Origin of the sequence: Kluyvera chengduensis (assembly GCF_044197065.1) — a bacterium.
In the GTDB taxonomy this organism is placed as follows: domain Bacteria; phylum Pseudomonadota; class Gammaproteobacteria; order Enterobacterales; family Enterobacteriaceae; genus Kluyvera; species Kluyvera ascorbata_C.
Window position 1 is genome coordinate 79,333 of sequence record NZ_JBIQOI010000005.1, and the last position, 17,258, is coordinate 96,590.

Sequence of the window (17,258 nt, forward strand, 5' to 3'; positions counted from 1 at the left end):
TACGCTTATCGGGCCTACGGGGATGTAGGCCGGATAAGGTGCTTGCGCCGCCATCCGGCATGTTATTTGTAATACGGCCCCGTCGTCACCGAATCGCGCAATACCAGCGTGCCGGTAAACGGCGGGATCGTCTCGATCTCTTCCCCACTTGCCAGCTTAATGGCCTGATCGATAGCGGTAACGATCATATTATCGATCGGCAGATAAACCGTAGAGAGCCCCGGCTCCAGCCACTTAGCGCTAGGCGCATCATCAAAACCAAACAGTGAAATATCCTGCGGAATCCGAAGCCCCGCCTGATGTAGCGCCTTTGACGCGCCAAGCGCCATATCGTCGTTACAGGCAAAGAGGGCGCTGAACGTCACTTTCTCTTTCAACAACGCATTGCACATGTCATAGCCGCAGTTCATGGTGGAGTCACCGTGCTTCACTTTCGCCGGATCCCACGCAATACCGTTTTGCTCCAGTGCCCGGCGATAGCCCTGTAAACGTGCTTTACCGGTTGGCGTATGGATAGGAACGGTGATACAGGCGATATCCCGATGTCCTTGAGAAATCAGGTATTCCACTGCCTGAAACGCCGCGTCCTGCTGTTCGAAGAAGACGCAGCGTTCGCGTGCCTGGCTGACGTCACGGTTAATAACAACCAGCGGCATCGGCGTGCTGTTCACCAACGACATAATAGCCTTTTCGCTCATATGGCGGGTGTAGAGGACGATGGCATCGCACTGGCGGTCGGCCAGCATCTGCACTGCCTGCTCCTCGCGTTCGGGCGTGTCGTGGCCGTCGGTGACGATAAGCTGTTTACCCCACGCTTCCGTCTGGCGGGAAGCCTGCTGAAGCAGGCGACCAAAGTAGAAACCATCAAAGGTGGAAACCACCAGGCCAATGCTGTTGCTGGTGCGGTTTGCCAATGAACGCGCCAGGAAGTTGGGGCGGTAGCCTAACTCTTCCATTGCTTTGAACACCTGCTGACGGGTGCTCTCTTTAACCTGACCAGTACCATTCAGCACGCGAGAAACCGTCGCTTTCGAGACGCCTGCGCGTATTGATACATCCAGCATTGTTGCCATTGTTAATCCCTGAGACTTCGTGATAGCCCGCAGTTTATCACAGACATTCATCGGTGATATGAACTCCACAGAGGATAAAAAACCTATCGCGATCACGCTTTTGCAGTTAATCGTCGTAAAAAACCAGTTTCAATCATGTGGCATGCCAATAACCCTACTGTTTTTGTTTTTGGAATACCAGATTGGAGGTTGGGAGTTAAATCACAGAACTTTTCAGCGATGATGATTATTTTTGGCATACCAAAAGGTGTTTGGCTGTACACCGAATGCGCGATAAAGCCCTTAAACTTGAGGTACTTTCTATGGCATTGCAGGAAAAATTGATCGATTCGCTGGGGAGTTTCGCCACGAAATTCAACAGCTATCGCTACATCATGGCGATCAAACACGCCTTTATTACGCTGATGCCGGTGATCATCGTCGGTGCCTTCTCTGTCTTGATCTCCAACATGGTTCTGGATCCCAAAAACGGCCTCGCCAGCTTCCAGTCGCTATCGTTCCTGGCTGAACTTAAGCCGATCACCGGGGCAATCAACTACGCGACGCTGAACTTTCTCAACATTGGCGCCGTGTTTCTTATCGGTATCGAGCTGGGGCGCATCAACGGTATTAAGACGCTGTTCCCCGGCCTGCTGGCGGTTATCTGCTTTATCTGCGTTACGCCGACAACCGTACAGATGATGGTTGATGGTCAAATGCATGAGGTAAAAGATGTGCTGCTGCGCCAGTTCTCTGATACCCGTAGCCTGTTCCTTGGCATGTTTATCGCCATTCTGTCCGTCGAGATCTACTGCTGGCTGGAAACGCGCAACGGGCTGAAGATCAAAATGCCGGACACCGTGCCGCCAAACGTCGCGGCCTCGTTTTCGGCGCTGATCCCCGCGATCATCACCGTCACCGCGATCGCCACCTTCGGTTTTATCTTCCATCAGTTGACCGGCATGTACCTTTACGATGCGGTATACCAGGTCGTGCAGCAGCCGCTGGAGCGGGTGATGCAGAGCTTACCGGGGATCCTGCTACTGATGTTTGTGGCGCAGATTTTCTGGGTGATTGGGATCCACGGCAACCAGATGATCAAACCCATTCGCGAACCGCTGCTGCTGGGGGCGATTACCGTCAACATGAGTGCGTTTGAGCAGGGTAAAGAGGTGCCGAATATCATCACCATGCCGTTCTGGGATGTTTATATGAGCATTGGTGGTTCAGGCCTGACCATCGGGCTGCTCATTGCCGTGATGATTGCGACGAAACGTAAAGAGATGAAAGAGATAGCCAAGCTGTCAATTGGCCCGGGAATTTTCAATATCAACGAACCGGTTATCTTCGGGATGCCTATCATGCTCAACCCGATTCTGGCTATTCCGTTCATCATCACTCCGCTGGTAACCGGCAGTATCGGCTATTTTGCCACCGTCACCGGGTTTGCTGGTAAAGCGGTGGTGATGGTGCCGTGGACGACGCCGCCGTTGATCAACGCCTGGCTCTCAACCGCTGGCTCAATGGGGGCGGTGGTTACCCAACTGATTTGCATTGTCGTGGCGGTGCTGATTTACCTGCCGTTCGTCAAAATTGCATCCCGCCGCGCCGAGATTTCCGAGCGTCTGGCGGAAAAAGCACCGGCTACCGATAACCTTTGAGGATGCTATGAGCATAAAACGGATGACCATTCCCGATGACTTTATTCTCGGGGCCGCGGCTTCGGCCTGGCAGACGGAAGGCTGGAGCGGGAAGAAACCAGGGCAGGATTCCTGGCCCGATCTCTGGTACAAAAACGATCGCCACGTCTGGCACAACGGCTACGGCCCGGCGGTTGCCACCGATTTCATCAACCGCTTTCGTGAAGACGTGCAGTTGATGAAGCTGGCTGGGCTGACCCACTACCGCACCTCGATCAACTGGTCACGCTTTTTAACCGATTACGATGCGGTGACCGTTGATGAAGCGTATGCCGCCTATTACGACCAGCTTTTTGATGAACTGCTGGCCAACGGCATTGAGCCGATGATCTGCCTTGAACACTATGAGCTACCGGGCTACCTGCTGGAACAGTACGGCGGCTGGGGCTCGAAAAAGGTGGTCGAGCTCTACGTGCGCTACGTTGAGCAGGTATTTGCCCGCTATCACCACAAGGTCACGCGCTGGTTTACGTTTAACGAGCCGATTGTGGTGCAGACCCGCGTGTATCTGGACGCGCTGCGCTGGCCGTATGAACAAAATACGGGGAAATGGATGCAGTGGAACCACCACAAGGTGCTGGCCACGGCGAAAGTGGTGAAGTTGTTCCGCGAGAAAGGCTACCCGGGAACCGTGGGCTGCATTCTTAACCCTGAAGTGACCTATCCGCGTTCTCATGCCGCTCACGACCAGCGTGCGGCCGAGGTGTATGACCTGTTCTACAACCGCGTATTCCTCGACCCGCTGGTGCACGGTACTTATCCTGCTGAGCTTTTCACGTTGCTGGAGAAGCACGGGGTCACCTGGGACTATCACGCCGATGAACTGGCGATTATCCGTGACAATACGGTCGATGAACTGGGCATTAACCTCTATTACCCCCACAGGGTAAAAGCGCCATCACGTGCCTGGCACCCGGATACGCCGTTCCATCCGGCCTGGTACTACGAGCCGTTTGAACTGCCGGGTCGTAAGATGAACAACTCGCGCGGCTGGGAAATTTACCCGCAGATTGTCTATGACATGGCGATGCGTATCAAAAACGACTATCGCAATATTCCATGGTTTGTCGCTGAAAGCGGCATGGGCGTGGAAAATGAAGGCCAGTTCCGTAACGCCGACGGTGTGATTGCCGATGACTATCGAATCCGTTTTATCAGCGAGCACCTGTGGCAGACGCTGCGGGCGAAAGAAGACGGGGCTAACTGCCATGGCTATATGCTGTGGGCGTTTACCGACAACGTCTCGCCGATGAACGCTTTTAAAAACCGCTATGGGCTGATTGAAATCGACCTCGACAACGACCGCGCGCGGCGGCCAAAAGCCTCTGCCAACTGGTTCCGCCAGCTACGGGACAGCCGCGAGTTGGTGGTGGATATCGATGATGAATGGCGCTAATTTTTGCTAAGATAGCGCCGATATTCGCATAACGTACAGGTGATATTGTGGAGAAGGCTACCGTCCCGCCGGAAAAGAAACCCTATCAGGAGATTGGCGATGATTTGCGCGCTCAGATTATGCAGGGCCGCTATCCCGTCGGGTCGCGTCTGCCGCCAGAACGCAATATCGCCGAAACCTACGGCGTTAGCCGCACCATCGTGCGTGAAGCGCTGCTGATGCTGGAACTACAGGGAACGGTGGATATCCGCCAGGGGTCCGGCGTGTATGTGATGCGCATTCCACAGGAATGCGACGGTGGGGAAGAGCGGATGCTGAGTAGCGACATTGGCCCGTTTGAAATTCTGCAGGCACGCCAACTGCTGGAGAGCAACATCGCCGCCTTCGCCGCGAAGATGGCAACCCGCGCGGATATCGATAACCTTAAACAGATTATTGAGCAAGAGCAGCGCGCTATTGCACTGAATGATACCAGCCAGGACAACGGCCGCCTGTTCCATCTGGTGCTGGCGGGAGCCACGCAAAACCAAATGTTGCTGTCGACCATTGAACGCGTCTGGATCCAGATGGACAGCAGCCCGCTGTGGCAACAGTTCAATGCCCATATTGCCAGTCGCACCTACCGGCTGAAGTGGCTCGGAGACCGCCAGACCATCCTCGCCGCACTGCGTCGCCGCGATGTGATGGGAGCCTGGCAGGCGATGGGGCAACACCTTGAGAACGTCAAAAATAGCCTGATGGAGCTGTCTGACGAAGACGCGCCGGATTTTGACGGCTATCTGTTTGATTCGGTGCCCATCTTCCAGGGAAAATTAATGTGACTATCTTGCCACTGCACGCTTGCCCGCAGTTTGCCGGTCAGGTGACCGACTGGCTGTGGCACGCTTTTGGGGGGAAAGGCCTGTCACGCGCCTTTTTTGCCAGCATCATCGAACATAGCCAGAGCGCCGGCGCGCTGCCGCTGACCTTTATTGCTGTTGAAGATGAGAAAGTGATGGGAACCGTAGGTCTATGGCGCTGTGACTTAATTAGCCGTCAGGATCTGTGGCCGTGGATGGCGGCACTGTATGTCGCGCCAGAAGCGCGCGGCTGTGGCCTGGCGGGCCAGCTTCAGCGGCACGTGATGGCCTATGCCGCAAAACAAGGGTTTACGCAGTTGCACCTCTATTCGGCTTGCCGGGATTTTTATGAACGTTTCGGTTGGCAGTACATCGGCGATGCCCTGGATTATCCGGACACCACCGTACATCTTTATCGCTACGACTTAACCTCTTCCGCAGGCGAACTCACCGAGTGACGGCGTACCAGCGTCGGGCTGAACAGATGGGTGATATCCGGTAACGGACGCTTTTCTGCCAGCGCCAGCGCCAGCTCCGCAGCCTGCGTAGCCATGGTGACAATCGGATAACGGATGGTAGTCAGTCGCGGACGTACATAGCGGGAAACCAACACATCATCAAAGCCAATCAGCGAAATTTCCTGCGGTACATCGATACCGTTATCGTTGAGCACGCCCATCGCGCCCGCGGCCATTGAGTCGTTATAGCAGGCCACCGCGGTAAACTGCTTGCCGCGGCCAAGCAGTTCGGTCATTGCCTGTTCACCACCGCTCTCGTCCGGCTCGGCGAAGGTCACCAGTCGCTCATTGCACGGCAGTCCGCTCTCTTTAAGCGCATCGTAGTAGCCCTGCAGGCGGTCTTCCGCATCCGAAATGGTATGGTTTGAGCAAATATAGCCAATGCGGGTATGGCCCTGTTGGATCAGATGGCGGGTGGCGAGCCAGGCGCCGTAGCGGTCATCCAGCGCCACGCAGCGCTTTTCAAAGCCGGGCAGAATGCGGTTTATCAGCACCATACCGGGGATTTGCTTCATTAAATCTGCCAGCTCGGCGTCAGGGATAAGCTTGGCGTGCACGACCAGCGCCGCACAGCGATGGCGGATAAGCTGCTCAATGGCCTGACGTTCTTTGGTTTCGTTATGGTAGCCGTTGCCGATCAGTAAAAAATTTCCGGTGTTGTAGGCCACATGCTCCACGGCTTTGACCATGGCGCCGAAAAAGGGGTCGGATACATCGCCTACCACCAGGCCGACGGTTTCGGTCGACTGCTGGGCCAGCGCGCGCGCGTTGGCGTTGGGATGATAGCTAAGCGTTTCCATGGCGGTGGAGACCGCCAGGCGCGAGGCATCGCTGGCTTTAGGGGAGTTGTTGATGACGCGGGATACGGTGGCGACGGAGACGCCTGCAAGCCGGGCCACATCTTTTATTGTCGCCATAATCTGCCTTAATCAAAATTCTGAGGGTAAACGCTTACACCACAACAGTGTTACGGAAATCCCCGTGCTATTCAAGGATGGCGGTGTGGTGAATTGCACAATTATGATGCAGAGGTGACATTATCAGGAAAAGTTACACCGCATGGCGCTCAACCTTGCAACGAAACGCGAGAATTCAAATGTTTGCTTACACTTTGCGAAATGCTGTTGCGAATGTCTGCTGGAGAACGCGTTAGGCGACTTGCTAATCTGATTATCCCAGAGGTATTGATAGGTGAAGTCGCCCCACAAGGTTGACCACTTGATTACACCAACCTGCGCAGATGCGCAGGTTTTTTTTTGCCTCACGCCCGCCTGTTACAGTTCCCGACAATCGCAATACCTCGTTTCATTTGCGCTCATTCTCTTGCGCTTTTCCGCTGGTTGCAGGCTATGGAGGGCGCGACAATAGCTGTCCCAGAGGTATTGATTGGTGAATGTTTCATGGTACGCCTTGCGTACTTCATCACTTACACCGACCTGCGCAGATGCGCAGGTTTTTTTTTGCCTGGATCCTGCCGCAGACTGCTTTTCCTCAGTTTTCTCGTGTAACCTTCAATGACAAAACTATGGCAAAAGGAGTTTGTATGCTTCTCTGTTTTTTCCGACAGCTATTTAAGGTGCTCTTTCGAGTCAGGATGACGGGAAACACCGATGCGCTGAACCAGCCGAAGGTGCTGATTACCCCGAACCACGTCTCGTTTCTCGACGGCATATTATTGGCGTTGTTTCTGCCCGTTCGCCCGGTTTTCGCCGTCTACACCTCAATTTCACAGAAATGGTTTATGCGGTGGCTGACGCCCATTATCGATTTTGTGCCGTTAGATCCCACCAAACCGATGTCAATTAAGCATCTGGTTCGTCTGATTGAGCAGGGCCGTCCGGTGGTGATATTCCCGGAAGGGCGTATTTCGGTCTCCGGCTCGCTGATGAAGATTTACGACGGCGCGGCCTTTGTGGCTGCGAAGTCCGGGGCGACGATTATCCCGCTGCGTATTGAAGGTGCGGAACTGACCCACTTCAGCCGTCTTAAAGGGCTGGTTAAGCAGCGCCTGTTCCCGAAAATTACGCTGCACCTGCTGCCGCCAACCACGCTGCCGATGCCGGAAGCGCCGCGCGCGCGCGACCGTCGCAAAATCGCCGGTGAAATGCTGCATCAGATTATGATGGAAGCGCGCATGGCGGTGCGCCCGCGCGAAACGCTGTATGAATCTTTGCTGACGGCTATGCACCGCTATGGCGAGAAAAAACCGTGCGTTGAAGACATAAACTTCCAGCCGGATAACTATCGCAAGCTGCTGACCAAAACGCTGTTTGTGGCGCGCATTCTGGATAAATACAGCAAGAAGGGTGAAAAGATTGGCCTGATGCTGCCAAATGCGGGCATCAGTGCGGCGGTCATCTTCGGCGCTATCGCCCGTGGGCGTATTCCGGCCATGATGAACTACACCGCCGGAGTCAAAGGGCTCACCAGCGCGATTACCGCCGCGCAAATTGGCACCATTTTTACCTCCCGCACTTTCCTTGATAAAGGCAAGCTCTGGCACCTGACCGAGCAGCTCACCCAGGTACGCTGGGTATTCCTCGAAGATTTAAAAGGGGATATCACCACCGCCGATAAGCTGTGGATCTTCTCCCGCGTGCTGATGCCGCGTCTGGCGCAGGTTGCACAGAAGCCGGAAGACCCGGCAATTATCCTCTTTACCTCGGGTTCGGAAGGTCACCCGAAAGGAGTGGTGCACAGCCATAAAAGCATCCTGGCAAACGTCGAGCAGATTAAAACCATCGCCGACTTCACCGCCAACGACCGCTTTATGTCGGCGCTGCCGCTGTTCCACTCCTTCGGCCTGACGGTGGGGTTGTTCACGCCGCTGCTGACCGGCGCGGAGGTGTTCCTCTACCCAAGCCCGCTGCATTATCGCGTGGTGCCGGAGCTGGTCTATGACCGCAACTGTACCGTGCTGTTTGGCACCTCTACCTTCCTCGCTAACTACGCACGCTTCGCCAACCCGTACGATTTCTATCGTCTGCGCTATGTCGTGGCGGGTGCGGAAAAACTGCAGCAGAGCACCAAAGAACTGTGGCAGGACAAATTTGGCCTGCGCATTCTTGAAGGCTACGGCGTAACCGAGTGCGCACCGGTGGTTTCTATCAACGTGCCGATGGCGGCAAAACCGGGCACGGTGGGGCGTATTCTGCCGGGTATGGATGCGCGTTTGCTGGAAGTTCCTGGTATTGAACAGGGCGGCCGCCTGCAGGTAAAAGGGCCGAACATCATGGCGGGCTATCTGCGCGTCGAGAATCCGGGCGTGCTGGAAGTACCGACGGCGGAGAATCAGCACGGCGAGCTGGAAACCGGCTGGTATGACACCGGTGATATCGTCGCCTTTGACGCGCAGGGCTTTGTGCAAATTCAGGGCCGCGCGAAGCGTTTTGCCAAAATTGCCGGTGAAATGGTCTCGCTGGAGATCGTTGAACAGCTGGCGCTGGGCGTATCGCCTGAGAAGATGCATGCCACGGCGGTGAAAAGCGACGCCAGCAAAGGCGAGGCGCTGGTGCTGTTTACCACCGATAATGAACTTACCCGCGACAAGCTGCTGCAGTATGCGCGGGCCCACGGCGTACCGGAGCTGGCGGTGCCGCGAGATATTCGCTGGCTGAAACAGCTACCGCTGCTTGGCAGCGGTAAACCGGATTTCGTCACCCTGAAGAGCATGGTTGCAGAGACGGAACATCTGAATGAGTGAGTCAGTACACACTAACAACCGACTCCTGTCGAAAGGCATGATGGCGGTGATTGTGGCCCAGTTCTTTTCGGCGTTCGGCGATAACGCACTGCTGTTTGCCGTACTGGCGCTCATGAAGCAGCAGTTTTATCCGGAGTGGAGCCAGCCGGTGCTGCAAATGGTGTTTGTGGGCGCTTACATCATTTTTGCCCCGTTTGTCGGACAGGTGGCAGACAGCTTTGGTAAAGGCCGGGTGATGATGTTCGCCAACGGCCTGAAGTTGGTCGGCGCGGCGACGATTTGCGCGGGCCTGAATCCGTTTATCGGCTATACGCTGGTGGGCATTGGTGCGGCCTCATATTCGCCAGCGAAGTACGGCATTCTCGGTGAAATTACTACCGGCGATAAGCTGGTTAAAGCCAACGGTTTGATGGAAGCCTCGACCATTGCCGCCATCCTGATTGGCTCTGTCGCCGGTGGCGTAGTGGCCGACTGGAGCGTGGTAGGGGCGCTGGTGCTTTGTGCGGTGGTGTACGGCATTGCGGTGGTGGCTAACCTCTTTATCCCGAAACTGCCTGCGGCGCGTCCGGGTCAGTCCTGGCGTTTTCGTCCAATGACCCACAGCTTCTTTAACGCCTGCAACGTGCTGTGGCACAACGGCGAAACGCGTTTCTCGCTGCTCGGCACCAGCATGTTCTGGGGAGCGGGGGTGACGCTGCGCTTCCTGCTGGTGCTGTGGGTGCCGGTGGCGTTGGGGATCACCGATAACGCCACGCCAACCTATCTGAATGCGATGGTCGCCGTCGGGATTGTCGTTGGCGCGGGGGCGGCGGCGAAGCTGGTGACGCTCGAAACCGTGGCGCGCTGTATGCCTGCCGGGGTGTTGATTGGCGTGGTTGTCGCCATTTTCGCCTTCCAGCATGCGCTGCTGCCAGCGTACGTGCTGCTGTTTATCATCGGTATCTGCGGTGGCTTCTTCGTGGTGCCGCTCAATGCGCTGCTGCAGGACCGTGGGAAACAGACCGTGGGCTCCGGTAATGCGATAGCGGTACAAAACCTCGGTGAAAACAGCGCTATGCTGATTATGCTGGGGCTCTATTCGCTAGCGGTAGCGGTGAATATTCCGGTGGTCGGCGTGGGGATTGGCTTTGGCGTGCTGTTTGCGCTGGCGATTATCGCGCTGTGGCTGTGGGGTAAGCGCCGCTGAGGTAAACCCGGCGGCGCTTCGCTTGGCCGGGCTACATTTGTTCCGGTAGCCAGGCGAGCGCAAGCGACCCCGGGACTGCTCATTGTAGGCCGGATAAGCGTAGCGCCATCCGGCACGATGCGGCACCTTGCCGGATGGCGGCGTCACCGCCTTATCCGGCCTACATTTTACGGTGCCGGGTAGGTATAAACCTGATGCACCGCCTCAATCTCCGCTAACACTTCCGCGCTTAACTCCAGATGCAAGCTCTCAACGTTAGTTTTCAACTGCTCCATCGTCGTCGCGCCTAACAGCGTGCTGGCAACGAACGGCTGACGGCGAACGAACGCCAGCGCCATTTGCGCCGGGTCGAGGTTATGGCGTTTGGCGATATCGACGTACGCTGCCACCGCCTTCTGCGTCTGCTCACCGCTGTAGCGGGTGAAACGGCTAAACAGCGTATTACGTGCGCCCGCAGGCTTCGCGCCGTTCAGATACTTACCGGTGAGCGTCCCGAAGGCCAGGCAGGAATAGGCCAGCAGCTCAACGCCTTCAAACTGGCTCACTTCCGCAAGCGCCACTTCGTAGCTGCGGTTCACCAGGCTGTACGGGTTCTGGATGGTGACAATGCGCGGCAGGTCGTGTTTATCCGCCAGATGCAGATAGCGCATCACGCCGAACGCCGTTTCGTTGGATACGCCGATATAGCGAATCTTCCCGGCGCGCTGATATTCGGTAAGCGCTTCCAGCGTCTCCAGCAGCGACACCACCGGCGCGGAGTCGGCCCAGGTGTAGCCCAGTTTGCCAAAGCAGTTGGTCGGGCGCTGCGGCCAGTGTACCTGGTAGAGATCGAGATAGTCGGTTTGCAGGCGCGTCAGCGAGTTATGCAGCGCATCGCGAATGTTTTTACGGTCCAGCGCCTGATTAGGGCGAATGCCGCTGTCGTTGTTGCGCGAGGGGCCGCTCACCTTGGAGGCGATAACCAGCTTCTCGCGGTTGCCGTGCTTGGCCAGCCAGTTGCCGACATAGGTCTCGGTCAGCCCCTGGGTTTCCGGTCGCGGAGGAACGGGGTACATCTCGGCGACATCGATAAGATTGATGCCCTGGCTAACGGCATAATCGAGCTGTGTATGGGCGTCGGCTTCGCTATTTTGTTCACCAAACGTCATAGTGCCAAGCCCAAGGGTGCTTATCTCAAGCGAGCTGTGGGGGATACGGTGGTACTGCATAAGCCGGCTTCCTTTTATTAACAGCGTCAGGAAAGAGTCCTGACAAAGGAATATAAAAATGGCAGAGGGGGAGAAAAAGGGAAAGCAGAAAATGAAAAAAGGCCAGCAGGTGGCTGACCTCTCTGATTAGCGTTTGATAATTTGCGACACGTCGTCGCGGTTGATCTGCATCTTATTACCTTGCTGATCTTCGTAGCTGATAAGCCCGGTGTCGTCATCGACTTCCGGTTTACCGTCGGTCAGGATCATCCGACCGTCTTTGGTGGCCATCACGTAATCGCTGCTACAGCCGGAAACTGCAAAGGCTAAACCTACTGCGGAAATCAACACTGCCCATTTTGTCATCGTTATCCCCTTCATCGCCGCACTCTTAATAGTCTAGTAATAACCGACCTAAGCCACAGCATAAAGCAGGAAAATCTTAAAAAAACCAGACACAGCCCTCAATTGAGGGCTGTTGATGAATGATTAATGTTTATTTTTCTTACTTCGCAGCAGATTGAGGCTCTCGACTGCCATAGAGAAGAACATCGCGAAGTAGATATAGCCTTTTGGTACATGGACATCGAGACTTTCAAGAATCAGCGTGAAGCCCACCAGAATCAGGAACGACAGGGCTAGCATTTTCACCGACGGGTGTCTTTCGACGAATTCGCCAATCGAACGTGCAGCGAACATCATCACGCCAACCGCAATGACCACGGCGGCCATCATAATAAACAGATGATCGGAGAGACCTACGGCGGTAATGACCGAATCAAGGCTGAAGATGATATCCAGCATCATAATCTGCACGATCGCGCCCAAAAACGAATGAACGTTCGTTTTTATGCTCTCTTCATCGCCTTCAATCGACTCGTGAATTTCCATACTGGCCTTCCAGATAAGGAACAGCCCACCGAGTAGTAAAATCAGATCGCGAATCGAAATCGCCTGACCAAACAGAGTAAACAGCGGCTGAGTGAGTTTTACCACCCAGGCAATGGAGGCCAGTAGCGCGAGGCGCATGAGCATGGCCCCCATTAACCCTAAACGACGGGCATGCGCACGCTGCGCGGTAGGGAGCTTAGCCACAACCAGAGAGAGAAAAATAATATTATCGATCCCCAGAACGATTTCCAGAATCGTCAGCGTGCCGAGCGCAAGCCAGGCATTGGGGTCGGTGATCCATGCAAATAACATTAGATAAGTCCTGCCAAATAAAACGAAAGCGTTAATAGATATACGTTGAGGTGCGTTGCAACAACCGATACAGAACCCTGCCCAGAAACGCATTCCAGGCGCTCAGTGGGAGGGCGAAGGCGTGCCGGTTGCGCGCGGCGGGGGAAGTATAATCCCGCTGCGCGGCAGGACAAAAAAATTAATCGACTCGCAGCATGAAGTGGCGCGCCAGCAGGGCCGCGGTGAAGTTCTTTTTGAGATAGAAGCCGCGCGGTAGCGTCATGATGGGCTCGCCTTTTGCGCCAATGGCTTCGGTCAGCGCTTTACTGTTAGCGGCCTTCGGCCTGAGCTGCAGCACTTCGCCGTGGCGGGCGGTGATACGTTCCACCTGGCCGAGAACGATGAGATCCATCAGCTCTTCCCAGTCCATCTGTAGCTGGTTCTCTTCTTCTGCGCTAGGGCTCCACAGCAGCGGTGCGCCAACGCGGCGTTCAGCAAGCGGGATCGACCGCTCACCTTCAACCGGGATCCACAGCACCCGCTTAAGCTTGTGGCGCACGTGGCTATTCTCCCAGGTGACGCCAGAGTTACCGGTCAGCGGCGCGACGCACACGAAGGTGGTCTCTAGCGGGCGCCCCTGGGAATCGATAGGAATGGTTTTCAGCTCAACGCCCAGCGCGGCGAAATCCTGCTCGGGTTTACTCCCGGCGCTAGCGCCCAGCCAGACCTCCAGCAGCACGCCAATCCAGCCTTTGTCTCGCTTTAAATCCTTCGGCGCGACGATGCCAGCCATCGCCGCCAGCTCACCCAACGAATAGCCCGCCAGCCGCTGCGCCTGAGCAAGAAGTTCAGCCTGGGTTTTAGGCGATTCACGAAGTGGAGCAAGGGTGGACATGATGGTGTGCCTTGTGGTGAAAAAATGAACGACAATTTTACCGGGTGTGGATAGAGTTTAACTTTTTCTGGGTAAATATGACAACGTGATGATTATCATGCCTTTTTTTTGAGAAAAAATGACGAAAAAATGATGCCAAAAAAGGTTTTCCAAATCTGGTCACTGACAATGAACAGGATCTTACACCATGTTATCCACAGAAAAGTGGGATAACTGGGGAAAAGCCTGACTACTGTTTCAATTTACAGCCTTGACGTGCGACGAAAATCGAATTTTCGCACAAAAGATGCCTAAGATGTTTGCACAATCTGTGGGTAAAACCAACGTTGCTCGATCTTTCATCAATTGAAGGATCGCCTATGTGATGATCATCACGTTATGCGCTAATGCATCAGGATTAACTATAATAACATGATGAAAAATATAGTTTTACTGATTGAAGGTGACATGCGATTATTCAGAGTACTCTGGGTTTTCCCTGGGTAATTCCGTACTTCTTCACAACTCTATCCACAGAAAAAGTGAATAAAATCGTCGGCGAGCGCGGTTCTCTGTTTATAACTCTGATGATTACTGTGAGTTATTCAAATGTTATTCGTTAGTCGTGGCGTAATAGAGTGGTTTACCGTTTACAGCGAGTGTGAAACAATCATTCACATTGAAGCTTATTTTGAGGTAGTCCGGTGATTGATGACGATGGCTACCGCCCGAATGTAGGTATTGTAATTTGCAATCGTCAGGGTCAGGTAATGTGGGCCCGGCGCTATGGTCAGCACTCCTGGCAATTTCCCCAAGGGGGCATAAACCCCGGTGAGACGGCAGAACAGGCGATGTATCGGGAACTGTTCGAAGAAGTTGGATTAAGCCGCAAGGATGTGCGGATCCTCGCTTCGACCCGAAACTGGTTGCGTTACAAGTTGCCAAAACGTTTGGTGCGTTGGGACACTAAGCCGGTTTGTATCGGCCAGAAACAAAAGTGGTTTCTCTTGCAGTTGATCGGCAATGACGCGGATATCAATATGCAAACCAGCAGCACGCCGGAGTTCGACGGCTGGCGCTGGGTGAGTTACTGGTATCCGGTGCGTCAGGTCGTCTCGTTTAAACGCGACGTCTACCGCCGGGTGATGAAAGAGTTCGCCAGTGTAGTGATGGCGCTTGCGGAGAGCGCCCCAAAACCGCAAAGCGCGCCTGCTTATCGACGCAAAAGAGGTTAAGCCACGCACATTATGCTCACGCGCTTACGCGAAATTGTTGAGAAGGTCGCGAGTGCGCCTCGTCTGAACGAGGCGCTGGATATTCTGGTCACTGACGTCTGCCACGCGATGGAGACGGAGGTTTGCTCGGTCTATCTCGCTGACAACGATCGACGCTGCTTTTATCTGATGGCGACCCGTGGTCTGAAAAAGCCACGCGGTCGTACCATTACGCTCGCCTTTGATGAAGGTATTGTTGGCCTGGTTGGCCGACTGGCCGAACCCATCAACCTTGCTGACGCGCAAAAACACCCCAGCTATAAATATATTCCCTCCGTAAAAGAAGAGCGCTTCCGCGCGTTTCTTGGCGTGCCGATTATCCAGCGCCGTCAACTGCTGGGCGTACTGGTGGTGCAGCAGCGTGAACTGCGTCAGTTCGACGAAAGCGAAGAGTCATTCCTGGTGACGCTCGCCACACAAATGGCGGCAATCCTCTCTCAATCTCAGCTGACGGCGCTGTTTGGTCAGTATCGTCAGACGCGCATTCGCGCGCTGCCCGCCTCGCCGGGCGTAGCGATTGCCGAAGGCTGGATGGACGCGACCCTGCCATTAATGGAGCAGGTTTACGAAGCCTCCTCGCTGGACACCGCGCTTGAGCGCGAGCGCTTAACCGGCGCGCTGGAAGAGGCGGCGAACGAATTCCGCCGCTACAGCAAACGCTATGCCGCCGGGGCGCAAAAAGAGACGGCGGCAATTTTTGACCTCTATTCGCACCTGCTCTCTGATGCCAGCCTGCGCCGCGAGCTGTTTGCGGAAGTGGATAAAGGCTCGGTTGCCGAATGGTCGGTGAAGAAAGTCATCGAGAAGTTCGCCGAACAGTTTGCCGCGCTGAGCGACGGCTATCTGAAAGAGCGGGCGGGCGATCTGCGTACGCTTGGGCAGCGCCTGCTGTTCCATCTTGATGACACCACCCAGGGCGCTAACGGTTGGCCAGAGCGCTTTGTGCTGGTGGCCGACGAGCTTTCTGCGGCGACGCTGGCGGAAGTTCCACAGGATCGGTTAGCCGGTGTGGTCGTCCGCGACGGTGCCGCTAACTCCCACGCGGCGATTATGGTTCGCGCGCTGGGCATTCCTACGGTGATGGGCGCGGATATCCAACCTGCCGTCCTTCATGGGCGTACGCTGGTGGTGGACGGCTATCGCGGCGAACTGCTGGTCGATCCCGAACCGATCCTGGTGCAGGAATACCAGCGCCTTATCAGCGAAGAAAATGAGCTGAGCCGCCTGGCGGAAGGGGACGTTGAGCGTCCGGCCGAACTGAAAAGCGGCGAGCGCGTGAAGGTGATGCTCAACGCCGGTTTAAGCCCGGAACATGAACAAAAGCTGGGTCGTCGCATCGACGGCATCGGCCTGTATCGCACCGAAATTCCGTTTATGCTGCAAAGCGGCTTCCCATCGGAAGAGGAGCAGGTGGCGCAGTATCAGGGCATGCTGCAGATGTTTAACGATAAGCCCGTGACGCTGCGTACGCTCGACGTTGGGGCGGATAAACAGCTGCCGTACATGCCAATTAGCGAAGAGAACCCGTGTCTTGGCTGGCGCGGGATCCGCATCACGCTCGATCAGCCAGAGATCTTCCTTATCCAGGTGCGCGCAATGCTGCGTGCTAACGCGGCAACCGGCAATCTCAGCATTCTGCTGCCGATGATCACTAATCTGGAAGAGGTGGACGAAGCACGCCGCCTTATCGACCGCGCCGGTCGTGAAGTGGAAGAGATGATCGGCTACGCGATTCCAAAACCGCGTATCGGGATCATGCTGGAAGTGCCGTCGATGATCTTCATGCTGCCGAATCTGGTAAATCGCGTCGATTTCATTTCGGTTGGCACCAACGATCTGACCCAGTACGTGCTGGCGGTAGACCGTAACAACACGCGCGTCGCCAGCATGTATGACAGCCTGCACCCAGGCATGATTCGGGTGTTGTCGATGATTGTCCAGGAAGCCGAACGCTACGGCATTGATTTACGCCTGTGCGGCGAAATGGCGGGCGACCCGATGTGCGTCACCATTCTGGTAGGGCTGGGCTTCCGTCATTTGTCGATGAACGGCCGCTCGGTGGCGCGCGTGAAGTATCTGCTGCGTAATATCGACCTTGAAGATGCCGAAACGCTGGCGCGTCGCAGTCTCGACGCGCAGATGGCTACCGAAGTGCGCCATCAGGTCGCGGCGTTTATGGAGCGCCGTGGCCTTGGCGGCTTGATTCGCGGCGGCCTGTAGGCAGCCTGGCGCACATTGTCGGATGTACATTCTGCACCACCTCGTAGCCCGGCCGAGCGTAGCGACGCCGGGATCTCACGAAGCTCTCCGTTTATACATATCTTTTACATCTTCAGCGCATCATCTC

General features: G+C 55.4%; 14 protein-coding genes. 8 read left to right on the forward strand and 6 right to left on the reverse strand.

The window, feature by feature from the left end; translation table 11 throughout:
* Positions 1-62 precede the first annotated feature (62 nt).
* A complete protein-coding gene (locus tag ACH1XZ_RS14540; protein ID WP_394765005.1) occupies positions 63-1,073 on the reverse strand; it encodes a LacI family DNA-binding transcriptional regulator in 1,011 nt (336 codons plus the stop codon).
* 302 nt (positions 1,074-1,375) lie between these two features.
* Between ACH1XZ_RS14540 and ACH1XZ_RS14545 the strand changes: the two genes are divergently transcribed.
* The 4 genes from ACH1XZ_RS14545 to ACH1XZ_RS14560 are packed head-to-tail and all read left to right on the forward strand — an operon-like array spanning position 1,376 to position 5,445.
* Positions 1,376-2,713 (forward strand): PTS sugar transporter subunit IIC, encoded by a 1,338-nt coding sequence (locus ACH1XZ_RS14545; RefSeq protein ID WP_395596118.1) that lies wholly within the window; start codon positions 1,376-1,378, stop codon positions 2,711-2,713.
* A gap of 7 nt (positions 2,714-2,720) precedes the next feature.
* Positions 2,721-4,148, forward strand: a complete 1,428-nt coding sequence (locus ACH1XZ_RS14550) for a glycoside hydrolase family 1 protein (protein WP_395596119.1) — start codon at positions 2,721-2,723, stop codon at positions 4,146-4,148.
* A 47-nt stretch (positions 4,149-4,195) separates the two neighbouring features.
* Positions 4,196-4,969: a GntR family transcriptional regulator gene (locus ACH1XZ_RS14555; RefSeq protein WP_395596120.1), complete on the forward strand. Its 774-nt coding sequence runs from the start codon at positions 4,196-4,198 to the stop codon at positions 4,967-4,969.
* Positions 4,966-5,445, forward strand: coding sequence for a GNAT family N-acetyltransferase (locus tag ACH1XZ_RS14560; protein ID WP_395596121.1), 480 nt, complete (start codon positions 4,966-4,968; stop codon positions 5,443-5,445). The genes ACH1XZ_RS14555 and ACH1XZ_RS14560 overlap by 4 nt, the downstream gene beginning before the upstream one ends.
* Here the strand turns inward: ACH1XZ_RS14560 and galR are convergent.
* The gene (galR, locus tag ACH1XZ_RS14565) at positions 5,406-6,422 is read right to left on the reverse strand and encodes an HTH-type transcriptional regulator GalR (protein ID WP_395596122.1); all 1,017 of its coding nucleotides are present in this window, start codon (positions 6,420-6,422) and stop codon (positions 5,406-5,408) included. The genes ACH1XZ_RS14560 and galR overlap by 40 nt on opposite strands.
* 626 nt (positions 6,423-7,048) lie before the next feature.
* Between galR and aas the strand changes: the two genes are divergently transcribed.
* Together aas and lplT are read left to right on the forward strand one after the other, a co-directional pair.
* Positions 7,049-9,208, forward strand: a complete 2,160-nt coding sequence (gene aas, locus ACH1XZ_RS14570; protein ID WP_395596123.1) for a bifunctional acyl-ACP--phospholipid O-acyltransferase/long-chain-fatty-acid--ACP ligase — start codon at positions 7,049-7,051, stop codon at positions 9,206-9,208.
* Positions 9,201-10,394, forward strand: coding sequence for a lysophospholipid transporter LplT (gene lplT, locus ACH1XZ_RS14575; RefSeq protein WP_395596124.1), 1,194 nt, complete (start codon positions 9,201-9,203; stop codon positions 10,392-10,394). The genes aas and lplT overlap by 8 nt, the downstream gene beginning before the upstream one ends.
* A 167-nt stretch (positions 10,395-10,561) precedes the next feature.
* Here the strand turns inward: lplT and ACH1XZ_RS14580 are convergent, their stop codons facing one another.
* The 4 genes from ACH1XZ_RS14580 to mutH form a co-directional block, all read right to left on the reverse strand.
* Entirely contained in the window at positions 10,562-11,602 is a 1,041-nt protein-coding gene (locus tag ACH1XZ_RS14580; RefSeq protein WP_395596125.1) for an NADP(H)-dependent aldo-keto reductase, read from the reverse strand.
* A gap of 126 nt (positions 11,603-11,728) precedes the next feature.
* Positions 11,729-11,947 (reverse strand): YgdI/YgdR family lipoprotein, encoded by a 219-nt coding sequence (locus ACH1XZ_RS14585; protein ID WP_035893968.1) that lies wholly within the window; start codon positions 11,945-11,947, stop codon positions 11,729-11,731.
* Between the two features lie 123 nt (positions 11,948-12,070).
* On the reverse strand, positions 12,071-12,784 hold the full coding sequence (locus ACH1XZ_RS14590) for a TerC family protein (protein WP_395596126.1): 714 nt from the start codon (positions 12,782-12,784) through the stop codon (positions 12,071-12,073).
* A gap of 178 nt (positions 12,785-12,962) precedes the next feature.
* Positions 12,963-13,658 carry a DNA mismatch repair endonuclease MutH gene (mutH, locus tag ACH1XZ_RS14595; RefSeq protein ID WP_395596127.1) on the reverse strand — a complete coding sequence of 232 codons (696 nt, stop codon included), beginning with the start codon at positions 13,656-13,658 and terminating at the stop codon, positions 12,963-12,965.
* Positions 13,659-14,341: 683 nt separating this feature from the next.
* Here mutH and rppH point away from each other — a divergent pair.
* Together rppH and ptsP are read left to right on the forward strand one after the other, a co-directional pair.
* A complete protein-coding gene (gene rppH / locus ACH1XZ_RS14600) occupies positions 14,342-14,872 on the forward strand; it encodes an RNA pyrophosphohydrolase (protein WP_035893962.1) in 531 nt (176 codons plus the stop codon).
* Positions 14,873-14,884: 12 nt separating this feature from the next.
* Positions 14,885-17,131, forward strand: coding sequence for a phosphoenolpyruvate--protein phosphotransferase (gene ptsP / locus ACH1XZ_RS14605; RefSeq protein ID WP_395596128.1), 2,247 nt, complete (start codon positions 14,885-14,887; stop codon positions 17,129-17,131).
* Positions 17,132-17,258 lie beyond the last annotated feature (127 nt).